A 24,754-nucleotide genomic window follows, 5' to 3' on the forward strand; every position below is an offset into this window, starting at 1 on the left:
GATCGTGCTGGTCCCATGATGCGGCAGGCCGCGGGGAACTCGACGTGCGGCCCGGGAGTAGGTGAAGTAGGGACAATGCGTACGGCACGGGGGCGAGGCGTACGCGGACGGGTGGAGCGGATGGAACGGACCGGAGCGGAAGAGCAGGACGCGGCGCACGACGCGGAGCGGGACGCGTCGCGGAAGGCGGAGGGGAAGACGGCGGGAACGGGGTCGAGAGCGGGAACGGAGGCGTCAGCCGCCGGGTCCGGGCCGGGCTCCGGCCCGCCCGCCGCCGGTCCGCTGGCCTCGTTCGCGTACACCGCCGCCGACGAGGAGAAGCAGCGCGGCGTACGGCGCATGAAGATCACGGCCACCGGCCTCCTTCTGCTCGTCGCGCTCGTGTACGTGCTGGCCACCTGGGCGAAGAACGCGGGTGTGGAGGGCTGGCCGGGCTATGTCGCGGCGGCTGCCGAGGCGGGGATGGTGGGCGCGCTGGCTGACTGGTTCGCCGTGACGGCGCTCTTCCGGCGCCCGCTCGGCCTGCCCATCCCCCACACCGCCATCATCCCCACCAAGAAGGATCAGCTGGGACAGTCCCTCGGTTCCTTCGTCGGCGAGAACTTTCTCTCCGGAGACGTCATTCGTGACCGGATTCACGCTCTGGGGGTCGGGCGGCGGCTCGGCGTGTGGCTCGCGGAGCCCGCTCACGCCGACCGGGTCACCGCCGAGCTGGCGACCGCCCTGCGCGGCGCGCTGACGGTGCTGCGGGACTCCGACGTGCAGGCCGTGGTCGGCGAGGCGATCACCCGGCGCGCGGACGCGGCGGAGGTGGGCCCGAGTCTCGGCAAGATGCTGGAGAAGGTCGTCACCGACGGCGGCCACCGCAAGGTCGTCGACCTCGTCTGCGTACGGGCGCACGACTGGCTGGTGGAGCACGGTGACTCGGTGATGAACGCGGTGCAGGGCGGAGCCCCGGGCTGGACGCCGCGGTTCGTGGACAAGCGGGTGGGGGAGCGGGTCTACAAGGAGTTGCTGCGGTTCATCACGGAGATGCGGGACATGCCGGAGCACCCGGCGCGCGGCTCCATCGACACGTTCCTCAACGACTTCGCGGCCGACCTCCAGGGCGACGCGGACACCCGGGCCCGGGTGGAGCGGCTGAAGTCGGAGATCCTGGGCCGCGGCGAGGTGCAGGACGTCATCGCGTCGGCGTGGTCCTCCGTCCGCACGATGATCCTCTCGGCGGCGGAGGACGAGCGCAGCGAACTGCGGCTGCGGGCGAGGTCCTCGCTGATGTCGCTGGGGTCCCGGCTGGCGAGCGACGAGCGGCTCCAGGGCAAGCTGGACGGCTGGCTGGAGGACGCGGCGGTGTACGTGGTGACGACGTACCGGGCGGAGATCACCTCGCTGATCAGCGACACGGTGGCGGGCTGGGACGCGGACCAGACGTCGAAGAAGATCGAGGCGCACATCGGCCGCGACCTCCAGTTCATCCGCATCAACGGCACGGTGGTCGGCGCCCTGGCGGGCCTGGCGATCTACACGGTGTCGCACGCGCTGGGCGGCTGAGGCGACCGGGGCCGGGGCCGGCCGCGAACGGACGGGCCTCCGCGGAGGTCGCTGACGAGCGCAGCGCCTCCGCGGCGAACGGATCGCGGTGGCCCCCTCAGGAGGTACGGCGGGTCACGCCCCAGGAGGCGGCGGCGACCCCGCCCGCGACGGCGAACACGGCGGGCCAGGCCCCGACCTTCCTGGCGAGCGGATGCGACCCGGCGAAGGCCGCGACGTAGGCGGCGGTGAGCCCGGCGGCCGCGCGCGGCCCGGCCTGACGGTTCCACTCGTACGCGGCGAGCGCCCCGGCGGCGGCGAGCGCGACGCCGCCGAGCGGCCGCTTCCCGGTCCACCGGGCGACGCCGTAACCCCCGACGAGCCCGCTCGCCGCCGCTGCCGCAGCCGAGACCTGCGCCATCGCCCCCACCATCGCTTCCCTCGCGTGCCTGTGATCCGATTCCTCCGAGGCTGACGCCCGGTACGACGTCGCCGCCGACGGGGACGGGACAGGCCGGGGCGGGAAGAGGGGGCACGCGGATGGCAGAGGTCATCGTGACGGTGACGGACGGGGTGGGGGACGAGGACGGGGCTGGGCGCGGGGACGAGGGCGGGGGAAAGGAGCAGGCGCAAGGCCGGGGGCGGTACGGCGGCGAGCACGGGGCCGGGAGGGGCAGGGGCCCCGGGCCGGCCGGCGCCGGGCGCGGGGACGGTGTCCGGGCATCCCCCGTACGCCTCGTCTGCACCGATCACGGAGGCGACGGCCCGCCGCTGCTCCTGTTGCACGGCCTGGCCGGTCACCGCGGAGAGTGGGAGGAGCTGGCGGCCCGGCTCGCGGCGTCCTGCCGGGTGGTCGCGTTCGACGCCAGGGGCAGCGGGGCGAGCACCCGCCGCCCCCGGGACGTGTCCCGCGCGGCCCACGTTCGCGATGTCCTGGCCGTCGCGCGCCGACTCTCCCTGGCCGGGCGGGACACCGTGCTGGTCGGCCAGTCGATGGGAGGGCTCACCGCGCTGCTGGCGGCGGCGGCCCACCCGGAGGTGTGCCGCGCGCTGGTCCTGATCGAGGCCGGCCCGGCGGGGCCGAGCCCCCGGCTGCCCGAGCAGATCGGTTCCTGGCTCGACTCCTGGCCGGTGCCGTTCCCGGACGCGGAGGCGGCCACCGCGTTCTTCGGCGGCGGCCCGGCGGGCCGGGCGTGGGCGCGGGGCCTCGTGCCCGGCCCCGGCGGCCTGCACCCGCGCGTGGACCGGGACGTGATGGTGGCCACCGTCCAGGAGAACGCGCACCGTGACTTCTGGGACGCCTGGGACCGGGTGCGCTGCCCGGTGCTGGTGATACGGGGGGAGAACGGCACGATGCGGCAGGAGGAGGCGGACCGGATGCGGGCCCGCCACCCCGGGACGCGTACGAGCGTGATCGCGGGAGCGGGGCACGACGCTCACCTCGACGAACCGGCGGCGGTGCACGCGGAGACGGCACGCTTCCTCGCGTCCCTGGGCGAGACGCGTTCCCTCCCCTCCCCGTGAGGGGGCCTGTGTGGAGCCGTGAGGGAGAAGGCCGCGCGAGGGAGGTCCTGGGGGAGGGGGTCGCGCAGGGGAGGCCGTGGGGAGGAGCGGACCGGTCCGGCATAGCGGACAGCGGGCCAGGGGGTCCTGGTCGGAGATCACCGGCTCGCGTAAGGTCTGGACCCTTCGTCCGAGGGGGGCCTCATGCCGTTCCGTGCCATTGCCCGTTCCACCACCCACCCCACTGCCCGCGCCCGTGTCCACCGCTCGGCCCGAACGGGCCTGCGTACGGGGGCGCTTGCCGTGGCCGTGGCCGCGGCGCTGGTGTCCTGCACCCAGGCGTCGAGCGGCGGCGGCCCCGGCGCGGACGTCCCGAACCATGCGACGGACCCATCGAACGCCGCGGCCGACCTCGCCCGCATCGCCGAGAACGCCGACAACGCAGAAGCGGCCGAGCGGGCCGCAGAGGCCGAGCCCACCGGCCTGCCGACGCCCGGCCCCGCGCTGGTCCGCGACGCCTTCGCGACGCTACAGGCGACGCTCAACGACACCTGCACCCCCGGCGCGGGCGACTGCGCGTACTTCCTCGGCCGGGTCACCCGGGAACTCACCGAGCTGGACGAGGCGATGCGGGCGGACAGCAAGGGGCCGGGCCACTTCGAACAGCCGCTGGCCGACATGGAGGTCCTGTTCGCCAAGTTGGGCGACGACCGGTCCGAGGCGCACCTGGAGAAGTACTTCTCCGAGATCGTCGATACCCGCGACGGCATCAACACCTGGATGCAGGACCACCCGGACGACTACCGCTGACGGGGCGGCAGGGCGCCGACGCTCCGGCCGCGCCCCACGGACCACGACGCCGCCCGCCCTGCGCCCATGCCCGCGTGGTCGCCCCGCCGCCCGGTGGCGCCGCACGCCCGGTGGTGCCGTCCGTCCGGTGGCGCCTTCCCAGGACCGCACCGCCGGCCCGCACCGCCGGCCCGCAGCGCCGCACCGCAGCGCCGCACCGCAGCGCCGTGGCGCAGCGCCGTGGCGCAGCGCCGTGGCGCAGCGCCGTGGCGCGGGGGCTCCGCCATCCGGCCGCCGCCTCACCGTACGGCCGCGTCGTCGCTACTCGCAGGCGACGCCGTCCCCGTCACGGTCGAGGTGCCGTCCGTAGCCGGGCTCCCCGGTCCGGATGGGCGCGGCGCCCGCGTCCCGTACGGCGGTGCAGTTGGCGTAGTACGTACTGCTGCCGCCCCCGGTGCCACCGCCGCTGCTGCCTCCGCTGCTGCCTCCGGAAGAAGAACCGCCGCCCCCGGACGAGGAGCCGCCCCACGGTTCACACCCCACGCCGTCGCCGTCGCGATCCAGGTGGGCCGCGTATCCGGGGTCGCCCGTCTCGACGGGCGCGGCCCCAGCGGCGCGGGCGGCGTCGCAGTTCTCGTAGTACACGGGATCGGGGGCCCGGGTCGCCGCCTTCGGCGTGGGTTTCGGCGCGGGCTTGGGTGCTGCCGTGGGAGTGGGCTTCGGGCTGGGCGCGGGGGCCGTCACGTCGATACGGACGACAGCCGTGGAAGCGGGGACTTCGGTCCCGGTCACGAGGACCCGGTAGGTGAACTCGTCCTCGCCGGCGTACCCGGCCTTCGCGGTGTACGTGACCGAGGCCCCGGACACCGCGGCGGTGCCGTGAGCGGGCGCGGCGTCGATGCTCAGGGTCAACTCCCCGGCGTCGTAGGTGTCGAGAAGTGCGGCGGCGTCGCCGCTCTCCAGGGTGACGGAGTCGTTGTCGAGGACCTCCACCGTGAGGGCCTTTCCCGCCTTCGTGCGCTGCTCGGCGTCGTCCATGAGGGCCAGGGCCCGCTGAGCCGAGGGCGACGGGGAGGCCTTGGCCGCCCCCTTCCCGTCCTTCTGCTCCGCGCTGCCGTCCGTGCTGCCGCATCCCGCGAGGGCCAGCGCGAGCACGGCCGCACCGACCGGTATCCCCAGGGGCCCGCGCCTCGGTCGTCGTGCCTGATACGTCGTCTGCATGTGGTGCCCCCAAGGTCGAACGCTGTGCGTGGAGGGGCCGATGCTCGCAGCGGGCGGGGGGCTTCATCAGGGGCATGCGGGAAGCGAAGCGAAATTGTGATGAAAGCATGAACGAACCGTGTGGGGACACTGAGGGGGAGGGGCGGCGGCTCCTGCCCCGCGCGAGGCAGGGGAGGGCCGACGAGTCCTCTTCCGCGGGGCGCGAGGCGGGAGGGGCGGCATGTTCCCCGGCATGCACGGGAGGCCCGGTGGTCGCGGCGGACCGGCGCACGGGCTGACGGGCCGGGGTGCAGCGGACCTCACTCCAGGGCGACGCGGGCGACCACCGGCAGGTGGTCGCTGCCGGTGGCCGGCAGCGTGTCCAGGTGCCGGACGGCGGCGGCGCGGGCCATGACCTGGTCGATCCGGACCACCGGCACGGCCCGGGGGAAGCTGAAGGCGAACCCGCGCTCGGCCACGTTCAGCCGCGAGGTCAGCGGGGCCAGGCCCCGGTCCTCTGCGGCGCCGTTGAGGTCGCCGAGGAGGATCACCGTATCGATGCTTTCGGAGGCGATGGCGCGCCCCAGCACCCCGGCGCTCTCATCGCGCGGCCCGGAGGCCAGACCGGCCGCGCCGATGCGGATCGACGGCAGATGGGCGACGTACGCCGCGACCTCCCCGTACGGGGAGTGGACCACTGCCCGCAGCCCGCGGCTCCACCCGTCGTCGATGCTGCGCGGCTTGATGTCCACCGGCCCGCTCCCGGAGAGCGGATACTTCGACCACAGCCCGACGGTGCCGTGGACCACATGGTGCGGATACGTGGGGGCGAGCCCCTTCTCGTACGCGGAAAGCGCCGGTGGCACCAGCTCCTCCAGCGCGACGAGATCGGCCCCGGACTCGATCAGCGTACGGGCGGTCCCCGCCGGATCGCGGTTCTCATCGCTGACGTTGTGCTGCACAACGTCGAGCTCCCGCGCCCCGGGCTCTTCGGCGGGCAGCAGCAACGTACCGAAGAGGTGCACCCAGGCTCCCACGGGCAGAAGCACCGCCACCAGCGCGACAGCCGACCGCCGTACCAGGGCGATCCCCAGCAACAGGACGATGACCACCCCGAACCACGGCAGGAAGGACTCCAGCAGGCTCCCCACCCTCCCGGGCCGGTTCGGCACCGCCCGGTGGAACGCCAGCACCCCGGCCGCAACCACGGCCGACCCGGCGACCACCCATCCCCGACGGCCGCCTTCAGCGCCAGGAACCACCGGCCTCGCCTCCGCCGCCGCACCAGGGTCTGCCCGTTTCACCATGTTTTCCCATCCACTCGGTCCCACTTCACAGGACGAGTGACCAGGCGAATCAGGTTCCGATCTCCCATGCCGATCCAGAACCGGGCTGCCATGTGTGCCGACCCGCGGAAGCCGGAGATCAAGTCGGTGCGTCCCGAGGCGCTCAAGAACGGGACTGCGGGAAACGGGGGCCGGCCAAAGTTGATGTCGCAGTGTATGGCTCGGCACACACGTAGCTGAACCTCATCGCCTGGATACTTTTCGGCCGGGGACTGTGCCGATGACCCTTACTCGGCGCCTTCCTCCCGCCGACGCTTCCGGCGTCCCCGACCCCCGACTGGTGATCGCCGTAGGCCGGCGCACGGAAATCCGGCTGAATCGTCTCGAAGTTCGTCCAGCGGCGTGAAATCAGCCGCGCAGGAAGGCATGGATCGCGGATGCTATTGCCTTTCCCAGCGGAATCGGTACCGCATTGCCGATCTGGCGGGCAATTTCAGTCTTGGAGCCGCACCACTTGAAGTCGCGCGGGAACCCCTGGATGCGAGCCGCCTCGTAGTGAGTGATGGGGCGTGCATCGATCGGGTGCAGGTAGCGGCCCTTCTCTGGTTTAAAAAATTCGGTCCTAATGGTGACTGACGGTTCACCCAGACGCATCCGCCCCATCACGTCCCCGGACCCCGAATTGTGCTTGTCCCAGCTCGAAGTCGAAAGATAGGTCGTCGGGCTGGTCACACCTTGTGGGTGTTCTTCATTGAATAGAAGGATATTGCCCTCCCCGTCTTCCGTGAACCACTTCGCGCGGAGATTTTTCCTGTTACCCCCAGGGGGAATCGCCTTGTACCGGGCGCGCGACAGTGGCTCCGGATTGCGACCGAAGTGCAGGTCCTCGGTGGTGAAGACCCCCAATGTGCGAGTGCTCACATCTTCGACGTCGATCTTGGAATCAGGAAGTTCGGTGCCGAGGGGCTCCCACTGGCGAGTCTCATTGAAGACCTCATCCACTGCACGCCAGTAGGGCAGTTCCTTTTCGGGCCCATCCGATGTCCGGCTGATGCCCTGTCTGGGCGGTCGAGCCCGGGTCGGTATTGGATAAGCCATTGTTCGGCCGTTTTCGATGTCCTTTCGTACGCCGATGACAATGGCGCGACGTCGAGCTTGGACTGCCTCGTAGTCGGCGGCGTTGAGGAGGTATCGCTTGATCTTGCGTTCGTCCGAGTCTGACGGAATGTGGCCCGGTGGGTCCACCAGGCGATAGTCGGCCAAGCGCCCCCCAGTGCCGACCTCTTTGAGGAGGTTCTGAAATTCCTTCGATTTCAGGAATCTGTCAACGTTCTCGATGACGAAGATCTTCGGTTTGATATCCTCGACCACTCGGACATATTCTTCCCAAAGGCGATTGCGCTCCGTGCCCTTCTTGTCCCGGTTGAGGGCGGAAAATCCTTGACAGGGCGGGCCTCCGACGACGACATCCGCGTCGCGTTCGTCGGCTGCGGGCTCCCAATCCTCAATATTTCCGAGATGGACCCGAGCCGCTGGGATGTTCTTGTGCCTGCGGCGGGTTCCGAAGTTGACGGCGTAGGTGGCAGCGGCAGAAGTGTCATGTTCGACGGCCGCCAAGCTGCGGAAGTACGGGCCGGAGCTCGTCGGCGCTCCTTCCGGGCGGAACTCGTGAAACCCCTGGGTGAAGCCCCCGCACCCTGAGAAGAGATCGACAACGGTCACGGGCTCGACGTCAAGGGGGCGGGGCGTACGCATGAGGCGATCTTAGCTTCGCAGGGCTGCTGCTACTGCCGCACCGACGGCGCGAGCCAGCGGCGGCGGCATGGCGTGCCCGATCTGCCGGTACCTGGACGTCTTGCCGCCGGCGAAGTCCCAGTCCGCGGGGATTGCCTGAATGAGAGCTGCCTGTTCGACAGTGAGCTTGGGCAGGGCGTCCAAGGGGAACCCCGGTCCGGGGGGAGCGTCACCGAGGCTGCTGCCGTTCACGCCGAGCGTCTCCCAGGCCTTCTTGCTGCCGGTCGGCCCCAAGTCTGCGCCGCCGCGCCGGTCCGACCCTCCGACGAGGGCCGGGGCGATGCGGTCCGCGCGTGCGGTCCAGCGATGCGCCCCCGGCCAGCCGTGGGCTGCCATGGTGGGGCCGGGCACATCACCGACGGTGGGCGGCGCGAAGCCGGACGGTCGGGGCCATGAGAAACGGGTGCCGAAGGGGGGCTGCAGGGCGACGAGGAAGCCGCTACGGCGATTCTGTGGGACTCCGAAGTCGGCCGCGTTGAGTACCGCCCAATGACACTGATAGCCCGCTTGTGTGAGCGTCTCCCTGAGCCACGAGCGGTCCTGCTCGAACCCTGGAGCCTCGACGAGATCGGGGACGTTCTCGAGGAGCACGGCCCTCGGTCGGATGATGAGAGCCAGTTCGACCGTCTTCCGCAGAACCTCCCGCTCGTCGGAGCCATCGTTCGGATAGCTCGTCGGAGGCTTTACGCGAGGGAGGCCCGCGCTGAGCAGGTCGACGCCGATGACCTCTTGGCGCTCGTACACGCGGAAATCGCCGATATCCATGCACAGTACATCCCAGTCCGGGCGATTTTTCGCGATGGAGAAGCAGGCGTCGGCCTTGTTGTCGATGAGGAGTACGGGTTTGAACCCCGCTTGCTCCAGCCCGAGTGCCTGGGCACCGCACCCGGAGCAAACCTCCACGGAGTGCAGCGGCCGATCCGCAGGTGACGAGAACCGGGCGACGGCCGATCGGGAGGCTGCTGTAAGCCCTTCCGAGGAGGTGGGTGCCTGCACCTCCGAGCACTGCCCAGTCCTTGGCGGGTCGTCAGTCGCCTTTCCGTGGGTGCCACTGAGCGGGGGACGCTGCACGTCGACCGACTGCTGAGCCAACGCGCGCAGTTCGTCGTCCAGCGCCTTTTCCCCGACGGCGTCGAAGAGGACGAACGGAGCGAGCCTGAGCAGGCGTTTGAGGAAGTCGCGGAGGGTTTCGCGTTCGTTCAGGCCCTGCAGGTCCAGCTCGTTCCAGACTCGAAGGACGGATCGCACCAGGTGTGGACTGCCGCCCAAGGCGGCGCGCCGAGCATAGATTTGGTCGAAGGCGGCTTCACCCAAAATTTTCAGTGCCTCGTACGGTTCCGGCGCATCGGGGGACCGCACGAGCTGGGCCCGCCACCAGAGCCGCCCGAAGACGTGCCTGGTGAGATCCGTGCCAAGAATGCGGTCCCTGGGCGGATGCGGATAGCGCCAGAATGCGACATCGGGAAGTACGACCAGAGCGAGAAACGCCCAGACGTCCCGGGAAGCGGCCTCGGCAGGCACCATGCCCGTCTCGGAATGCAAAAACGCCGCGAGAGCGAGGTCGAAGTCGGAGTTGCGTACTCGGTCGGAATCACCGGGGAAGCCCGCATGTGCGGCCAGCGCCAAGATACCTTCCCGCAGTTCCCGCAGTTGATCCGCGGTCACCCGGTCGCCCCCGGTTGCTACGTATACCGCCGACTCATGGACGAAGGACACGCACTCGGTCAGCTCGGAGATCGACAGCTGTCGGTACTCGGCGAAGAGGGGAACAGCGCAGCCGGAAAGCAACCGAGGGTAGAGAAAGCTGATCACGACACCTCGAAAATTGTGACTGCCGCCTGCAGGTCCGAGGCGAACAAGGAAGGTGACTGGCGCTGGCGCAGACGCATGTCAGTGATCGACTGATCCGGAAAGAGCCTGTCAAAAAGGATCAGCATGGTGGCTCCCAGGGAGTCATCGGGGTAGTCCGATTCCTCGGAGAAGTCCTCATGACTCAGCGCGTGTTCCACCATGAGGCGCGCGGCATCCGCGTACACGGCCGAGAGCACGAGGCGGTCGATCTGCCGCGGTTTCGCCGCGTTGGCGAAAGCGGTGGCCGTAACGGTGTTGCGTTCGTTTACGAGCAGAAGCAGTGCGCCCATGGTCGCGCTTTCCAGGCTTCCGCTGATCTGGAGATGCCACGCAGCATTGTCGGGGAAGGATGTGAGGGAAAAGTCGATCACAGCCATAGGGAACTGAGGTGCGTCACCCTGCAGACGCAGTGCCCGTCGATCGCTCCACAGGATGGACCCTGCTCTTCGTGGGGAGGCGGGCCGAGCATCGGGGCGGCGTTCGGCGAGAACTAAAGCGGTGTCGAGAAGAAGGAGACCGCCGAGGTTCGTACCGCTCAGTTCGAAATCGATCTTCATAGGGACGGTTCCTGCCCGGGGCAGTCGTAGGTGCTGTGCCGGACCACTGAGGTTGGACCCGGTAGCGGTCCACACCGCCGACAGGAGCAGCGGCGCGTCGGCCGGCAGGCCCGATTCGGTGCGTGCCCGGTCCAGATCGACGTTGACAACCCTGCGCAAGCGCAGGTTCATGCGATAGTCCCAGTCCGGTAGCGCCTCAGGAGCGGCGATGTCTCCGTCGGGTGTGACCAGATGCCAGTCCTCGGCGGAAATGACATTCTCGGAGGGGGTGCGGTACGGGAGGACGCGTCGAGTCACGAGGGAACCGCCTTTACCTTGACCGTGATCTCCGTCATCGTGTCGGGAGCTGGGAGCACGAGTACGCGCCAGAGGGAATCGCCGCCCTCGATCTGCATTGCTTTCGGCCCATGTACGTGCCCCTCGCTGTCCTCCCACCCGACGAGTTCGGGCATGCCGGCACCGATGGGCGGGTCTGTCTCGCGCCCGGTGGCACCCGGCAGAGTGATAGCCAGATCCACCTGTACCTGTTGGGGGCCGGGTACAGGGAGCCGGAAGTTTTGGACAAGAAGGGAAACGTCTCCGCGGTCCTCGAAAAAGGGTTCGCCGACGTACTGGACCCGTGGGTGCCTTCGAGGCGTAGAAACCCCTAGCGATTCGGGAGAGAGACGTTGCTCCATACCGTAGGCGATGTCCGCGCGGTCGTCTCCTGCCGGACCGATCGAGTGCCCGCCGGAAGAGGGCTGTGGACCATTCAGCGGCTCGAGGTCCCTGTTCTGGCCGGTCTCCCCGCGCCTGTGGCGTAGGGCGGTAGTTCCCGGCTTGGAGTAGTCCGTGGCCCCACCGATGCCCCAGGCTCCTCCCACGAGTCCCGAGAAGAAGGAACTGGCAGCGCCAAGGGCGACATTGCTCGATCCGGAACGTGCGGTGCCGCCGAGGGAGAGCAATTTCTCCAGCGACTCGCCGATACGGTGGAATGTCGTTTGCACGAAAGTGCTTTCCGGCCTTTTGAGCGACTGAGGGTTCCAGGCGTCGTGCGTGGGGGGCTCGGCCTTGGCGTAGATCTCGTCCATGGACTCGTCGCCCCGGAACACCCCGGCGTACCCCAGGTTCACACTCGGAGGCTTCGGGCCAGGTCGATAGGTGACCACGAGTTCGGCGGGGCGCATCAGACATACGTGGTGAACGATGTCCTCGATGCCGATCATGCGGGAAGCACGGCTGGGTTCCAAGGGCGGCATGATCCGCTTCTCCAGCCCGAGACGGCCGAGGAACCGCTTGGGCGACTTGCAGTGCAGGCGGTCGCCATCGGAGTCGATCATTTTCTCGTACGCGGTCACGAACATGTTGAGCGGTCGCGTTTCCCGTGGATCGGGTACCGGGAAGCCGTCTCCGTCACAGGTGACGGAGAACCGCATGGCTGCGGGGCGATCGGGCATTGAGATCATCTTCGGCCACAGGTGCCAGGCGATGGTGTCGGCGACATAGCCGGCGGCTTCCTTCGGCGTCAGGCCGTCCAGGGCCGGATCGACGACAACGACTGTGGTCCCGGTCTCCTCTGTCCCGAACGGGCGGAGCCCAAGACTTCGAACTGCGCTGTCCGCATTCTGACCGGTCAGTGGTTCCACGAAACCGCCGGTGACGTCCCCCCACCAGTGCCTACCCGTGTAGCGCCGCTGCCCGTTCGTTTCCGGTGCGCTGTAGCTCTTCCACAGAGTGCAGCCGATGAGTCTCGTCTCGTAGCCCCCGTTTTCCGTGCGGCAACGAGAGTGCACAAGGACTGTGCCGGTGTTGGACAGTACGTAGAAGATGCCCTTGCCGAAGCCGTAGGTTCCGCCCCCCAGGGCGTTCTCGCGTGGCTCGCCGATGTTGCGGATGAAGGACACGAAGTCCCGCTCGGCCGCGAATGCGTCCGCGCGGGTGGGGCCGCCGAGCCCGCGGGTGCCACGGTCGGAGACCGCCAAGAGACGGATCGAGCTCTGCCTGAGGATCTCGCGCAGGGGAAAACTCTCGCGCTGCGAGGGTGCACCGGCGAGTAGCAACTCGCGCCAGGCGCCTGCGTGGGCGGGACTGACGGTGGTCATGTCGATGCGGTAGTCGACGGGACCGGAGTGGTCGGCAATGCGAGCGTCCCAACTGTTCTGGGCCGACTCGCGCACCAGGATGGTGAGCAGGTCGAGTTCCGGTCGTCCGAGCTGGTTGCGGATGCCCTCCGCCGCACTCGCGCCTTCCGGCGGGTACGGCTGGGAGAACCAGCGGGGCGCTGCTGTCACGTGGACTCCTGGGGCAGGCGGTCGAGCACGGCGCGCACCTCATCGTCGGGCAAGGGGACGGGAGTCTCGCCGGACAGGTCGATCGAGTACGCGACGTCGAGCGCGGATATCGTCAGGCCGGCGGACGCAAGGGCCTCGCCGGTCAGGCCGGGGAAATCGGGGGTTACCCGGTACCACCGTTCCTCGCCGATAAGGAAGCTCATATTGCGGTAGCGGTCCGTGTCGGTGGGACGAAAGCCGGCTCCAGCCAGCAGGTCGAGAAGTGCCTGCTCGTCGTCGCACAGATACAGAGTCTGTCCGATCAACTCGGTGAAGCCGGTGCCGACCCCCGCCGACATCACCCGCTGGAGGCGAAACCAGGCAAGCCAAAGCTCACCCCCGGCAGGGGCTTCCAATTGGTCCAGGCCGTGGATTCGAGGCCGCCGACCCTCGGGAGACGTGCTCGCCTTCACCTCGACGGCGGTGGCCCCGCCCCAGAAGTCATGCCGGTAACCGCTCGGCCCGTGCCACAGGCGGTGCGCGCCGGGGTCCCTCTCCAGGAGCCGCTTGAGAATCGTCAGCTCGCCGAAGAGGCCGACGACTTGATCCGGGGTGAGCAGGGCGCGCTGAGCCCGAAAGAGGGCTTTCCATCGGTCGAGTACGCCGTACAGCGCTTTGATCGGCGCGTGGGGGGACTCGCGCGTCGCATCGAGGACATCCACACACAGCCCGGTGAACAGGTCGCCGAAGTCACCCTCCAAAAGCATGAGGTCGGCATAGCTCTGGTACGTGTCCGCGTCCTCCAGAGCTCGTCCGCTCAGCCGCAGGACCGGCCCATCGGGGTTGGTGCGAATCTTTCGGTTCGCAGGGACGGGGATCAGCAGGTGTCGGTGTCCGTCGTGGTCCACGGCTGCTGTCAGCGGGCCCTGTTCAGTATCGACCGGCAAGGGCGTGGTGCGCAGGCGGCGCTCCGCCGTGGCTTGTTCGGCCTCGAGAGCATGCCAGCTGTTCTCGACGATTCTGCGGAGGGTCTCGTCGCTCACGCCTCCTCCAGGTCGAAGACGCTGTAGTCCTCCTCCTCGATGGAGACGTTGGACAGATCGGCGGAGATGTACCCTTCGACCTCGCTGTCTCCGTTTATCGGAGTGGGGAAGACCATCCCGACGCCGATCACGTGTTGCTCGGCGTTCAGCGGCTCACGCAACTTCTTCGCGGGGCTCGGCTCCGAGACGCTGTCGATGGGATAGAGAACGAGCAGACCAGTATCGGGCAGTTGCTTGCGACGTTCGGCCATGATCTCCTTCTCAGTCAGCTTCGCAGTATCACCTGCTAGATCAACTGCCGCATCTCGCCGGCTCATCAAAGTCTTGATATCAGCGAAATCCGGGATGGGGTTGGGCAGGGCCAGTCGAGCGCGGTTGACACGTCCGACGGTCACCTGAGGGGCGAATTGGAAGTCTCCGTCGATCCTCCGCGGAGTGCCGACGACTGCCACGTTCCACCGACGCAGAGAACCGGCCGTGACGCGCTTCTTGATGTACTCGGTGATCAACTTCCCGTCGTTCTCGGGAGAGCGCTCGTGGAACTGGTAGGTCGATAGAAAGCCCGTCACGACATCGTGGGGAACGTCGCGGAATACGTAACGCCCGATGGAGAGTTGCTCATCCACCTGACGTGTGGACGCGAGCGATGCTGCGACCAGTTGACGTGCGGCGGCGATGTTCGCCTGGAGCCAATCCGCGTCGGTGTGGAAGAAATGAGTCTGGACTCGTTTGCCGCCGTAGGACGACGCTGCGGTGACGGCGGCACGCATCTTGGCGGCCGCGGTCACGCGGAGCGCCGGGTGGGTGCGCAGGCGAACGGCAAAGGTGAGAGGACTTTCCGCCTCGGTCATGTAGACGTCGATGTCGCGGCGCATCTCGGTCTCGACCGTGGCCAGATGTCTGAACCACTCGGCGAGCTCGTCGGTCATCCAGATGCGCGGCAAATCCGCGTACCCGTTACGGAATCCGAACCAACGCCCCATCTGTAGAAGGGTGTCGTAGGCGGAGACGGCGCGCACGAAGTAACTGACGGAGAGACCTTCCAGCGTCAGCCCCCGAGAGAGAGTGTTGCCACCGACGGCGATGGCCGTGACAGGGCCGTTTTCGTAGTCCAGCCGGTCTTCGCTGCTGGAGTTGTCCATGATGATCCTGCAGCGGTCGAGCACTCCCGTCAGTTCCGGGGCGAGCTGCTCGAAGGTCACTTTGGTCTCGCCGAAGTCCTCGGCGAGCACGCGCGCGGTCTCTGCGTCCCACAGTTCCCGCAGTTCCCGCTGAGACCCTGCATCGGACAGCGACTGCGCGGTGCGGGTCCGAAGCCGCTCCAAGGGCCTGCGGAAACTGTTGTGCACCGTGGTGTTCACACTGGTGTGGATCAGCATGGTGTTGTGGGGGTTGCCGGCGCGGCGTACACGTCGGGCTGCGGCGACCATCCAGAAGTACTGGACGGCGCGGCGCAATGTATCGGTGATGACCGGCTCGAAGCCGTCGACCTCCGCACGCGTGGACGGGCGGACCGCCGGGACATCCGTGTCCGGAACGGAACGGATCATGTCGGACCCGTCATCGATATCTTCCGGGCCGTCTCCGTCGAGGGCGTAACGTCCGAACAGCACCTCGGTGCCGAAATGGCCTACAGGCTTCGGCAGGTTGACGACGAAGTCCTTCGGGTACAGGTTCTGGGCGCTCGGATCGATGAGCAGGTTCGCGAACGGTGAAGCGGTGTATCCGACGTAAGCAGAACGCGGGAGGCTGTCCATGATACTGAGGATCAATGGGTTGATCGACTTGGTGGCGACAGTTGCCTGGTCGGCTTCGTCGTCGATGATGAGCGCCGGGCAGTCGGCCAGGTAGTCCGACGCCTTGTCGAGCCACTTGGCCAACTTGCGGAGGACGGTCGCGTTTTTCTTCACGACGCACAGCACATGCGTCTTGTTGTTCTTTCCGAAGTACGAGGCCGGGTTCTCCTGCGGAGTGAAGTCGTGATCGAGACCGGTCAGCTGCGACCACAGCGCTGGGTTCGGCTCGATGAGCTGTTGCACGAGTCGGGCCTGTGTCTGCCGGCGAAGGCCATTGTGAATTCCTGCCAGGACGATGAACAACTTGTAGCCGCGGTCGGCGGACTTGGCCATGACCGAGGTGAAGTTGGTTGTCTTGCCCGACTGCACGTGTCCGACGACGAGGCCCCGTGTCGAGAACGACTTCTCCTTCGGGTGGTTCAACAGGGACAGGACTCGACTCGAGGAGTCGTCGAGGGCGTTGATCGAGTGGGCGGACCAGCTGTCCTTGCTGAGCAGGTCGACGACTGCGGGCCAGCACTTGTCCTTCGGCTGTGGGCCGGTGTACCAGGTGACATGGTTGTCCCGCACGATCGCACGTGGCTCTTCGAGTTCCTTGATGCGAAGGGCCTGTACTTCGTGGCGTTTCCGGATCTGTTCGACAATGTCACGGCTGACACCGAGTTGCTCCAACCGCTTGACCGCCTCGGCGGGTGGAAACGATTCCAGTAGCGCTTGGAAGGTGTCGTACATTGCGTCAGTTTCATCGGTCATAAGGTTCGACCGTCCCCCGTTCCATTCCTCTGAAGAGAGCTCGTCACCGACCGTCCGCGCCTGCAGGCCGTGGCCTAGGCGGTAAACGAGACGAGGCTCGAGCCCTGTGTGACCTCTCCACTCTATTGGGTGAGTGAGGCCTTGATAAGTGAAAGGAGTGCCGATCGGGTTGGACCACGGCTCGGGCGCGATTGCGCAGGGCGGGTCAGCCGGGGCGCCCTGTGGCCGAATCCAGTGTGGCCGCGATTTTCGTCGTGGCTGTCGAGGCCGCCTCGTGCTCCCAGAATCGCAGCACGGTCCATCCTGCCGCAGCCAGATGTTCGGTCGTCTCCCGGTCCCTGGCCATGTTCCGGTCCAGCTTCGCCCGCCACCACTGGGCGTTCGACTTCGGCTGCGTGGCGTGCACAGGGCAGCCGTGCCAGAAACAGCCGTCGATCATTACGGCGACCTTGGCCCGGGTGAAGGCGATGTCGATCGTGCGTCGGGGCATGCCTGGGACCCGGACGTGCACCCGGAAGCGATACCCCGCCGCGTGCAACAGCTTCCGCACCGCGACCTCGGGCGTGGTGTCGCGGCTCGCCTGGCGGCTCATCCGGGTGGAGACGCCGGGGGACAAGGGTTCAACCGTGCTCATCACCACCAGTCTCCTACGAACCGACCGCCCCGCGTTCGATGATCGCGGAGTCCTTCTTCGTCGAATCGACAGTTCGGAAGCGCACGAGACTTCGCTGCGCGGCGGTGGACGAACGGGGTGCGACCAGGCAGAAGGCCATGACGAGGCGCTCCGGAGCGATCACTTCGGCAGGGGCCACGGCCGCGGGCTGTTCCTCCACCACGGGATACAGGACGACCACCCCGCGTCGCTCACGCGCCAGCGCTTCCAGGGTCTCGTCACCGGCCCGGCCCCCGGCGTGGTTCGCGCGTGCGATCCGTAGTGCGGCTCCTCGATGCTTGGGCTCGCTGATGGCGCCGAAGAGATCGCCACGCCGCCGAGCGCGGTGAGCGAGAGAGAGGGGGCGGGACCCCAGGACGCTCGCCTCGACACAACGGGACGAAGTCTGCCGCGGGAGGAGCACCAGCCAGTCGTCGATGCCCTCGCCGCGCTCGCCGGCGGAGAGAAGGGACTCCAGGTGAGGCGAGAACTGCGCGGGAGCCGACCATCGCAGGTCGCAGAGTATCTTGAGCAACTCCTGGTGATCGAGGGTGCCGATCTGGGCCTCGAAAGTTTCGACACGGCCGCCGTCGGGCGCGTCGCGTGGCAGGGTGACCGGGCCGGTGCCGAGCAGGTCCAGCACCGGCCGCCACACCTCCGCGTTGTGGCGCAGATCCGCCGGGGCCGTCGGGTAGGCCGTCGGTTCGACCCACTCGCCCGGGGAGCGGATCTCCACCAGTTCCGCGTTGAACATCTTGTTGCGGGCGGACGGCTTCAGCCAGGGGAGGTGCTGGGAGACCAGGGGCGGGATCTGGGCCGGGGTGACCTGGGGTCTGCCGTCGATCAGGGTGGCGTAGCGGGCCAGCTGGGCGCGGAACGTCTCCTCGTCGCGGCAGATCGCCTCGAAGGCCTCGTACAGGTCGACCGTCCTGGTCTTGCCCGCCGGTTCCTCGCGGCCGATATAGAGACGTACCAGGTCCCGGTAGCCCGGGCGGAAGCCGAACCAGCGGCCCATCTGCATCAGGGTGTCGGCCTGCTGGGTCTTGCGCCGGTAGTACGTCACCGTCAGGCCCTCGACCGTGAAGCCGCGGGAGAGCTTGGTGCCGCCGACGAGGATCTTCCACACGTGCGGGGTGCGGTCGAAGTCCAGGTCGGGCTGGTCGTAGTCGCGCTCGGTGTCGCCGTTGACGACGAGCACCGGTGTTCCGCCCGAGTTGATCAGCTGGCGGGCGCGGGAGACGTGGGGTCTCAGATCCTCGTACGAGGCGGGGGTGGGCAGGCCGTCGTCGGCGAAGCGCTGGAAGTCCGAGGCGAAGAGGGCCGCCAGGCGGGCATGGCCCTCCTGGCCTGTGTAGGAGGCCTGGTGCCAGATCGAGCTGATCCGCAGAGCCAGGGCGGCGTGCTCGGCCATGCGGACGGACTCATGGACGAGCATCGTGTGGTGCCGGAAGTGGTCCTCCAAAGACGGATCGTGGGCCGCGCGGTACAGCTTGAGGGCACCCGTGAGGACAAACGCGTCAAGGGCCTCCGCGAGCCGGTCGCCGCGGGCGTCGTCGTAGATGCCGCGTACGTGCGCGCGCTCGGCGCCTCCGACGGCCGACTCGTCGGTGCGGTCCAGGTCGTAGAAGTCCTGGACGCCCATGTACCCCGTCGGGCGCGGCAGGGAGATCAGGAAGTCGCGCGGGAAGATGTCGTCACCGTCACCCGGGTCGACGAAGACGTTGGCGAACGGCGTCGCCGTGTATCCGACGTACTGGGCACGGGGGAGGAGCCCGAGCAGCTGGGAGATCTGGCCGTTGATCGCCGTACGGGTGACCTTGCCCTCCTCCCACTTCTTCGGGTCCGTCGTGTTGACGGACGCCTGGTCCGACTCGTCGTCGATGATCAGCGTCGGGATCTCGGAGAGCAGCGGGCCGCCGATCTTCTTGAGGTCCTTGATGAGCTTGCTCAGGACGGACTTGTTCTTCTTCACCACCATCACGCGGGCTGCCGCGCGGTGGAGGTTGTCCGGGGCGTACAGCGGCTGTGTGCGGACCTGCTTGTCGAATTCGAGTGCGCGGATTCCCGTCGTCAGGCTCTTGTAGTCGTCGTCCCGGGTGGTGAGACGTTCGATGTCGAAGGCCCCGAGCGCGGACGGGCGTCCTTGGTGGCTGACGAATTTCTCCGGCCAGTCCTCGTCGTCCTGGTAGTCGACGCCGATCAGGGCTTCGGGGTCCTCGGGGTCCGCGCCCCGCAGGATGTTCTCCTGGCCGATCAGCTCCATGTCCAGGCGGCGCTGGGTCTGCCCGCGCAGCAGGTTCAGCGTGCCGCCGAGGACGATCACGAGGCGGTATCCCGCGTCGACGGCCTTGGCCGTCACACCCGTGAAGTTGGCGGTCTTGCCGGACTGGACGTAACCGACGACCAGGCCCCGGGCTCCGTAGGCCTGGGGGCGTGTCGGGTCCGCGAGACGCTCGACGACGGCATGGCTCGCCTCGTCGAGCCCTGCCACGGCGGCGTCCGACCAGCCCTTGCGACGCAGGAGCCGTTCGTACGCGGTCCAGTAGAAGGAGCGTGCGGCCGCAGTATCGCGGGAGTACCACGAGGTCGGAGTGGTGCTGATGATCGTGGGGCCCGGCTCCTTGAAGACCGGGACCGCGTGGTCCAGTGCCTTGCGCAGGTCGGTGCCGAAGCCGAGGCGGTCGTACGTGTCCGAGCGGCGCTCGTCCGTCCTGGGCGGGGCCTGTGACCAGGCGGCGTGTGCGGCCAGGTCCCAGCCGGTGAGGGTGCGGTGCCACAACGCGGTCAGTTCGTCGCCCGGCCCGGCGCCGGTGACACGGCCCTGGAAGTGCTGCTGCTCCACGTCCGCCGGCTTTTCGTCGTCGGCGAGGGCGAAGGCCAGCTTGGCGAAGTGCCTGGGCCCGCGGCGCATCGCGGCGAGGACGTCTCCGTGCAGGTTGAACAGGTGGTCGGTCATGGCGGGTCTTCCTCCGGCGGGAACGGGACGACGCAGGCAAGGCGGGGCGGACAGGAGCACGCGGCGCGACGCGGTGCGACGGGGCAGGGTCAGCGGGCGAGTTCGCAGCGCGCGGCCGTCACCAGGACGCTGTTCCACAGGGCGATGTTGTCGAGGTGGGTGGCCCGGACCCGTTCCTTCTGGAAGATCTCGTTGACCATGAGGTAGAGCATGCTTTTCACCACCGGGGCGTCGTTCAGGCCGCCTCTGCGCCCGCCGTTGAAGACCTGGCGGTACTCCTTGTTGAGCTTCACCACCCGTTCCTCGCGGTCGAGTTCGAAGAACACGTCGGAGGACAGGCTGTCCCAGCGGAAGGTGACCGGGTCCTCGCCCTCCAGCTCCGGCAGTTCGTCGCGCAACGTGCGCTTCAGCCGCGGGTCCAAGCCCTTGCCGGCGGGGAGGACCGCCTTGCGCTGGGGTTCGGTGGCGCGCCGGGCCGCTTCCCGGTATGTCGTCTCCGCTTCCTTGACATAGCTCGCGAAGTCGTTCCCGGCACCGTCCGTCGCCTGCTCCAGACCGCGGGCGAAGGCGGGGGTGACCGTCACGCCGTCCTTCTTGACCGTGAGGCTGAAGACGTCGTTCGCCTCGGCGGGCAGATCGACGGCGATGCGGGCGAGGGCCAGATGGCCCTCGGGGCTGCGGGTGTTGTTCCAGCCGCCCGCCTGGACGAGCCGGTCGTTGCGGTAGATGTAGAAACCCTGGCGCTCGGCGAGCGGGCCGATGCCCCGGAAGCTCACCAGCGGGGACTTCGGCTGCCAGATGTGCGCGGTCAGGGCCACCTCGCCCACGCCCTCCACCGGTGCCGTGTAGGTGCGCGGATAGCCGGCCCGGCCGGATACCCGGTATCCGAACGGGTCGATCGGCTCGACCCCGCGGTGATCGAGTTCCTCCCGCGTCGTCACGTCCTCGACGACGATGTCGACGTTGAAGTCGTCGCGGCTCAGGAAGCGGTGGAGGTGGAGGCCGAGGTGGGTCTCCAGCTTCTCGATGGCATCGTTCAGAAAACGGTCCGCCTGACCGGTGGTGATCGTCTCGAAGGCCCGGACGCGGTCCCAGCGGACGATCGTGCCGTGCCACTCGATCAGGCCGTCGTAGCGGTCGACGAGTGCCTGGCAGTAGCGGGGGTCCACGATGTCGCACGTGAAGTCGGCCTGCGCGCGGGCGGTCAGCCAGCGCCGGCCGGTCGACGGGCTGCGCTTGGTGCGGCTGATCACCGTGAGGGAGTCGGCATGCGAGAGCGAGGCGGCCTTGAGCCCGGCGCCGAAGTGGCCGAGGGCACTGGCCCCGTAACCCTGGCGTCCGCCGACCGTCATGGCGGTGTCGAGCGTCTCGTCGTTCATGCCGGAGCCGTCGTCCACCACGAGCAGACCCACGAGGCGCTGGTCGTCCCTGAGGAAGCTGATCACGACGTTACGGGCGCCCGCGTCGATCGAGTTGTCGACGAGGTCGGCCACGGCCGCCTCGAAGCCGTACCCCTGGTGCGTCAACGACTCGACGTAGCGGGCCGCGGGCGGGAGCCGCTTGCTCCCGGTGGTGGGTACCTCGTACTGCCAGTCCGCTGAAGGCTGATAGGGCGGCATGAAGACTTCCTCGCACACTGCAACGGGGCCCGTGTGGGGACGTCGGCCCTGAGACGATTGTTGAAATGCGATCGTATGGGAAAGGGGCGGGCGTCCGGCCGGTCTTGGGCGATCTGCTTCGATCGACGACCGACGGGCCGTTGGCGGGCTTCACGGCGAGGGCGTGCACGTCCTTCGACGCCCACGCCTCGAAGGGAACCCCAGCAAGAGGCCCGGAACCGCACCCGCCGTGCGCGGTTCCGGGCCGCGGCCCGGGTATCACCGGCTCACGCCCCGTGACACTCCCCGTACGCCTCCCCCGAGCCGCACCAGCAGGCGGCCGTGCGGGACGGGGGCCAGGGGACGGCGCGGCCGCGGGCGGCGAGGGTGGTGGCGTACTGGGGCAGGAGGCCCGGGTCGGCCGGGGACATGGCTTCTGAGGCGGCGAACGCCTCGTAGGAGGGGACCGTCCCCCGCACGATGCCCAGGTTGGGGGCGCCCGCCGCGTGCAGGTCGCGCAGCGCGGTCTCCAGGCGGTTCAGGTGCGTGGCGCGGTCCACGTACTCCTCGGTCAACGCCGGGTACGCGGTGAGCAGTTCGCGCAGCTCGTCCTCGGGCCAGTGCAGGACGGCGACCGGGAACGGGCGGGAGAGGGCCGTGCGGTAGGTGCCCAGCTCCGCGCGGAGACGGGCGATCTCGGCCTGCAGCTCGACCGGGTCCGATGAGCCCAGGGACCACAGGCGCTTGGGGTCGTGGAGTTCGTCCAGGGGGACCGGGGCCGTGTGCAGCTCTCCGGCCAGCTCGTCCCACGCGTCGTGCTCAAGGCCCATCAGCCGGCGGACCCGGTGGCGGCCGGTCAGCAGGGACTGGGTGGCGTACGCGACTTCCTCCGCCGGGGCCAGCAGCAGGGTCAGGGCGGTCGAGAAGAAGTCGTGCGCCGACTCCAGCTCGTCGTGTGCCTCCAGGGTCTCGGCGGCGACCTGCCACGGCGCGGCGTCCAGCGGCTCCGCGATGCGGATGCCGTCGATGATGGCGCGGGCTTCGGCCTCGTGGCCGTACTCCCAGAGGTTGGCCGCTTTCAGGGCCTTGATCAGGTGCGGACGGTCGACAGGGGAGTCGGGGGCGGCGAGCAGGCCGTCGTAGAGCGTGCTCGCGCGGGCACGGTCACCGGCGAGCTCCAGATGGGCCGCGGCCTGGAGGACCAACGGTTCCTGGTCCTCGGGGTACTGCGCCGCGGTGCGGAGCAGGCGCTCGGCTTCGGTGGTGTGGTCGGCAGGCGTGTCGGGGCGCATGGACCACACGGTACTGCCGGAGGACGGCGGCAGGGAGGAGAGGGCGGGGGAGGAGAAAGCGCGGGAATCACGGAGAGCCGAGGGGGCCGCGACAGGGCCCGTGGCACGGGGCTCTCCGGCCGCCGTCGGCCGGTCACCGCCCCGGCCGTGTTCGGCGGGCTGACCGTGGGCTTCTCCGCGGCCGGTCACCGAGGCCTCGGCGGGAACCGTCCGGCGAGCCGCGTGCGCCTCCGCGCCCTGTGGTCCCCTCACCGCTCCGGTCCCCATCCGATCATCGTGTATAACGAACGGAGCGATTGAGCGACCGAGGAACGGGTCGACCCAGGAACGGGTCGACGGGGCGGCGCAGTACGGGTCGCCCGCAGGACGGACGTGCGCGACAAACGCCCGCGACGCCAGCGTCCGGCCGAAGCCCGTCGTGACCGGCGGCAAGCGACAGTAAGCACCAGTGAGCGGCACGCAGCGAGGGAGGGAGAAGCCGATGCGGGACACCCACCCCCTGCGCCGCGCCTTCGCCCGGCTGCTCCGGCCCGCCGGGCTCCTCGTCCTCTTCCTCGCCCAGGTCCTCGTCGCCGAAAGCGGCGGCCTCTCCGCCGCGGTCGCCCTCGCCGCCACCGCGGCGGCCGGGTCCGCGCTTCTCGCCTGCTCCCTCATCAGCGCCCGCTGCGCGCCCCCGGTGCCCCGCACCCGCGTCCGCACCGCCATCAGGGACCGGGAGCAACGCACCGCGTTCCTCCCGCAGCGCGACCCCGACGCCCGGGGCCGCACCAGGCCCCGCGCCCCGGGGCGCGCCCTCCTGACGGCCGCCGCGTAGCGCTCCCGCACCCCTCTCCGTAACGGTTCACCGCCAGTCAGCGGTCATCCGTGCCGGCCGTCCGCAACGGCGTGCGCTGCACCAGCCCTCCGCTGCTCCAGCGTTTCGCCCGTTGCGGCCTTCCGTGCGGGGCGCCTCGCGCGGGTCGTCATGCCGAGTACCGAACACGTACCTCCCCCGGCACGACGAGACCCCCGGAGGGCTCAGCCATGTCCGCCTTCACGTCCGTTTTCGCGAGCCTGGTCGGCTCCCTCGCCGACGTGCTCCACCCGTTGTTCCAGACCGCGTCCGCCGCCGCCGCGATCATCCTGTTCACCGGCCTCGTGCGGCTCGCCGTCCACCCCCTCTCGCGGGCGGCGGCGCGCGGCCAGAAGGCCCGCAGCCGGCTTCAGCCGCAGATCGCCGAACTCCGCAGGAAGCACGGGAAGAACCCCGAGCGGATGCAGAAGGCGATCATGGAACTGCATGCCGCGGAGAAGGTCTCCCCCCTCTCCGGCTGCCTGCCGAGCCTGCTCCAGATGCCCGCGTTCTTCCTGCTCTACCACCTGTTCTCCAGCCGTTCGATCGGCGGCGAGCCCAACGAGCTCCTGGGTCACGAGCTGCTCGGCGCGCCCCTCGGCGGCCGCTGGTACGACGCGCTCGCGCACGGCGGGGTCTTCGGCGGGCAGGGGTGGGTGTATCTGGGGCTCTTCGCAATCGTCGCCGCCGTGGCCGCGTTCTCCTACGGGCGCACCAAGCAGCAGTTGGCCGCCAACCCGATGACGCCCGTCACCGGCCCCGACGGGCAGGCGCTGCCCGGTATGGGGGCGATGACGCAGCTGATTCCGCTGCTCTCCTTCGCGACGCTCATCACCGTCGCCGTCGTTCCGCTGGCCGCCGCCCTGTACGTCGTCACCACGACCACCTGGACCGCCGTCGAGCGGGCCTGGCTCTACCGGGACCTGCCCGCCCCCGGCGCCACGGCGGCCACGGCGGCATAGGCCGGCGGCCTCGGCGGCGCGAGGGCGGGAGCGGAGGCGCGGTCCAGTGGGTGAACGAGGTCTTGCGGAGCGATCCCCTCTCTTGGAGGATCACCCAAGCCCCTCGTCGGC

At 69.0% G+C, this 24,754-nt stretch carries 18 protein-coding genes; 5 read left to right on the forward strand and 13 right to left on the reverse strand.

Annotated features, from left to right (window positions below):
• The first annotated feature begins 120 nt into the window (after positions 1-120).
• Positions 121-1,551 (forward strand): DUF445 domain-containing protein, encoded by a 1,431-nt coding sequence (locus V9U70_RS29860; RefSeq protein ID WP_419724052.1) that lies wholly within the window; start codon positions 121-123, stop codon positions 1,549-1,551.
• A gap of 97 nt (positions 1,552-1,648) precedes the next feature.
• Here the strand turns inward: V9U70_RS29860 and V9U70_RS29865 are convergent, their stop codons facing one another.
• On the reverse strand, positions 1,649-1,951 hold the full coding sequence (locus V9U70_RS29865) for a hypothetical protein (protein ID WP_336680297.1): 303 nt from the start codon (positions 1,949-1,951) through the stop codon (positions 1,649-1,651).
• 119 nt (positions 1,952-2,070) lie between these two features.
• On the opposite strand from V9U70_RS29865, the gene V9U70_RS29870 reads away from it, so the two are divergent.
• Together V9U70_RS29870 and V9U70_RS29875 are read left to right on the forward strand one after the other, a co-directional pair.
• Positions 2,071-3,054 carry an alpha/beta fold hydrolase gene (locus V9U70_RS29870; protein ID WP_336680298.1) on the forward strand — a complete coding sequence of 328 codons (984 nt, stop codon included), beginning with the start codon at positions 2,071-2,073 and terminating at the stop codon, positions 3,052-3,054.
• 183 nt (positions 3,055-3,237) lie between these two features.
• The gene (locus tag V9U70_RS29875; RefSeq protein WP_336680299.1) at positions 3,238-3,843 is read left to right on the forward strand and encodes a hypothetical protein; all 606 of its coding nucleotides are present in this window, start codon (positions 3,238-3,240) and stop codon (positions 3,841-3,843) included.
• 300 nt (positions 3,844-4,143) lie between these two features.
• Here the strand turns inward: V9U70_RS29875 and V9U70_RS29880 are convergent, their stop codons facing one another.
• The 12 genes from V9U70_RS29880 to V9U70_RS29935 all read right to left on the reverse strand — a co-directional run bounded on the left by V9U70_RS29880 (position 4,144) and on the right by V9U70_RS29935 (position 22,849).
• Complete coding sequence (locus tag V9U70_RS29880) at positions 4,144-5,043, reverse strand: excalibur calcium-binding domain-containing protein (protein ID WP_336680300.1); 900 nt, start codon at positions 5,041-5,043, stop codon at positions 4,144-4,146.
• A 299-nt stretch (positions 5,044-5,342) separates the two neighbouring features.
• Positions 5,343-6,329: an endonuclease/exonuclease/phosphatase family protein gene (locus tag V9U70_RS29885; protein ID WP_336680301.1), complete on the reverse strand. Its 987-nt coding sequence runs from the start codon at positions 6,327-6,329 to the stop codon at positions 5,343-5,345.
• 387 nt (positions 6,330-6,716) lie between these two features.
• Positions 6,717-8,063 (reverse strand): DNA cytosine methyltransferase, encoded by a 1,347-nt coding sequence (locus tag V9U70_RS29890; RefSeq protein ID WP_336680302.1) that lies wholly within the window; start codon positions 8,061-8,063, stop codon positions 6,717-6,719.
• A 9-nt stretch (positions 8,064-8,072) separates the two neighbouring features.
• Positions 8,073-9,914 carry a DNA cytosine methyltransferase gene (locus V9U70_RS29895; protein WP_336680303.1) on the reverse strand — a complete coding sequence of 614 codons (1,842 nt, stop codon included), beginning with the start codon at positions 9,912-9,914 and terminating at the stop codon, positions 8,073-8,075.
• Positions 9,911-10,807, reverse strand: a complete 897-nt coding sequence (locus V9U70_RS29900) for a hypothetical protein (protein WP_336680304.1) — start codon at positions 10,805-10,807, stop codon at positions 9,911-9,913. The genes V9U70_RS29895 and V9U70_RS29900 overlap by 4 nt, the downstream gene beginning before the upstream one ends.
• Positions 10,804-12,780, reverse strand: a complete 1,977-nt coding sequence (locus V9U70_RS29905) for a hypothetical protein (protein WP_336680305.1) — start codon at positions 12,778-12,780, stop codon at positions 10,804-10,806. Before V9U70_RS29905 ends, V9U70_RS29900 begins: the two co-directional genes overlap by 4 nt.
• The gene (locus tag V9U70_RS29910; protein ID WP_336680306.1) at positions 12,777-13,802 is read right to left on the reverse strand and encodes a PD-(D/E)XK motif protein; all 1,026 of its coding nucleotides are present in this window, start codon (positions 13,800-13,802) and stop codon (positions 12,777-12,779) included. The genes V9U70_RS29905 and V9U70_RS29910 overlap by 4 nt, the downstream gene beginning before the upstream one ends.
• Positions 13,799-16,330 (reverse strand): Z1 domain-containing protein, encoded by a 2,532-nt coding sequence (locus tag V9U70_RS29915; protein ID WP_336680307.1) that lies wholly within the window; start codon positions 16,328-16,330, stop codon positions 13,799-13,801. The genes V9U70_RS29910 and V9U70_RS29915 overlap by 4 nt, the downstream gene beginning before the upstream one ends.
• 226 nt (positions 16,331-16,556) lie before the next feature.
• Positions 16,557-16,985, reverse strand: coding sequence for a very short patch repair endonuclease (locus V9U70_RS29920; protein WP_336680308.1), 429 nt, complete (start codon positions 16,983-16,985; stop codon positions 16,557-16,559).
• A gap of 13 nt (positions 16,986-16,998) precedes the next feature.
• Positions 16,999-19,959 (reverse strand): Z1 domain-containing protein, encoded by a 2,961-nt coding sequence (locus tag V9U70_RS29925; RefSeq protein WP_336680309.1) that lies wholly within the window; start codon positions 19,957-19,959, stop codon positions 16,999-17,001.
• An 89-nt stretch (positions 19,960-20,048) separates the two neighbouring features.
• Positions 20,049-21,578 carry an ATP-binding protein gene (locus V9U70_RS29930; RefSeq protein ID WP_336680310.1) on the reverse strand — a complete coding sequence of 510 codons (1,530 nt, stop codon included), beginning with the start codon at positions 21,576-21,578 and terminating at the stop codon, positions 20,049-20,051.
• Between the two features lie 266 nt (positions 21,579-21,844).
• Entirely contained in the window at positions 21,845-22,849 is a 1,005-nt protein-coding gene (locus V9U70_RS29935) for an SEC-C domain-containing protein (RefSeq protein WP_336680311.1), read from the reverse strand.
• 481 nt (positions 22,850-23,330) lie between these two features.
• Between V9U70_RS29935 and V9U70_RS29940 the strand changes: the two genes are divergently transcribed.
• Both V9U70_RS29940 and V9U70_RS29945 read left to right on the forward strand, forming a co-directional pair.
• Positions 23,331-23,663, forward strand: coding sequence for a DUF6412 domain-containing protein (locus tag V9U70_RS29940; protein ID WP_336680312.1), 333 nt, complete (start codon positions 23,331-23,333; stop codon positions 23,661-23,663).
• Between the two features lie 209 nt (positions 23,664-23,872).
• Positions 23,873-24,643: a YidC/Oxa1 family membrane protein insertase gene (locus tag V9U70_RS29945; RefSeq protein ID WP_336680313.1), complete on the forward strand. Its 771-nt coding sequence runs from the start codon at positions 23,873-23,875 to the stop codon at positions 24,641-24,643.
• Positions 24,644-24,754 lie beyond the last annotated feature (111 nt).

This window comes from Streptomyces pratensis, assembly GCF_037137275.1.
Taxonomy (GTDB): domain Bacteria; phylum Actinomycetota; class Actinomycetes; order Streptomycetales; family Streptomycetaceae; genus Streptomyces; species Streptomyces pratensis_B.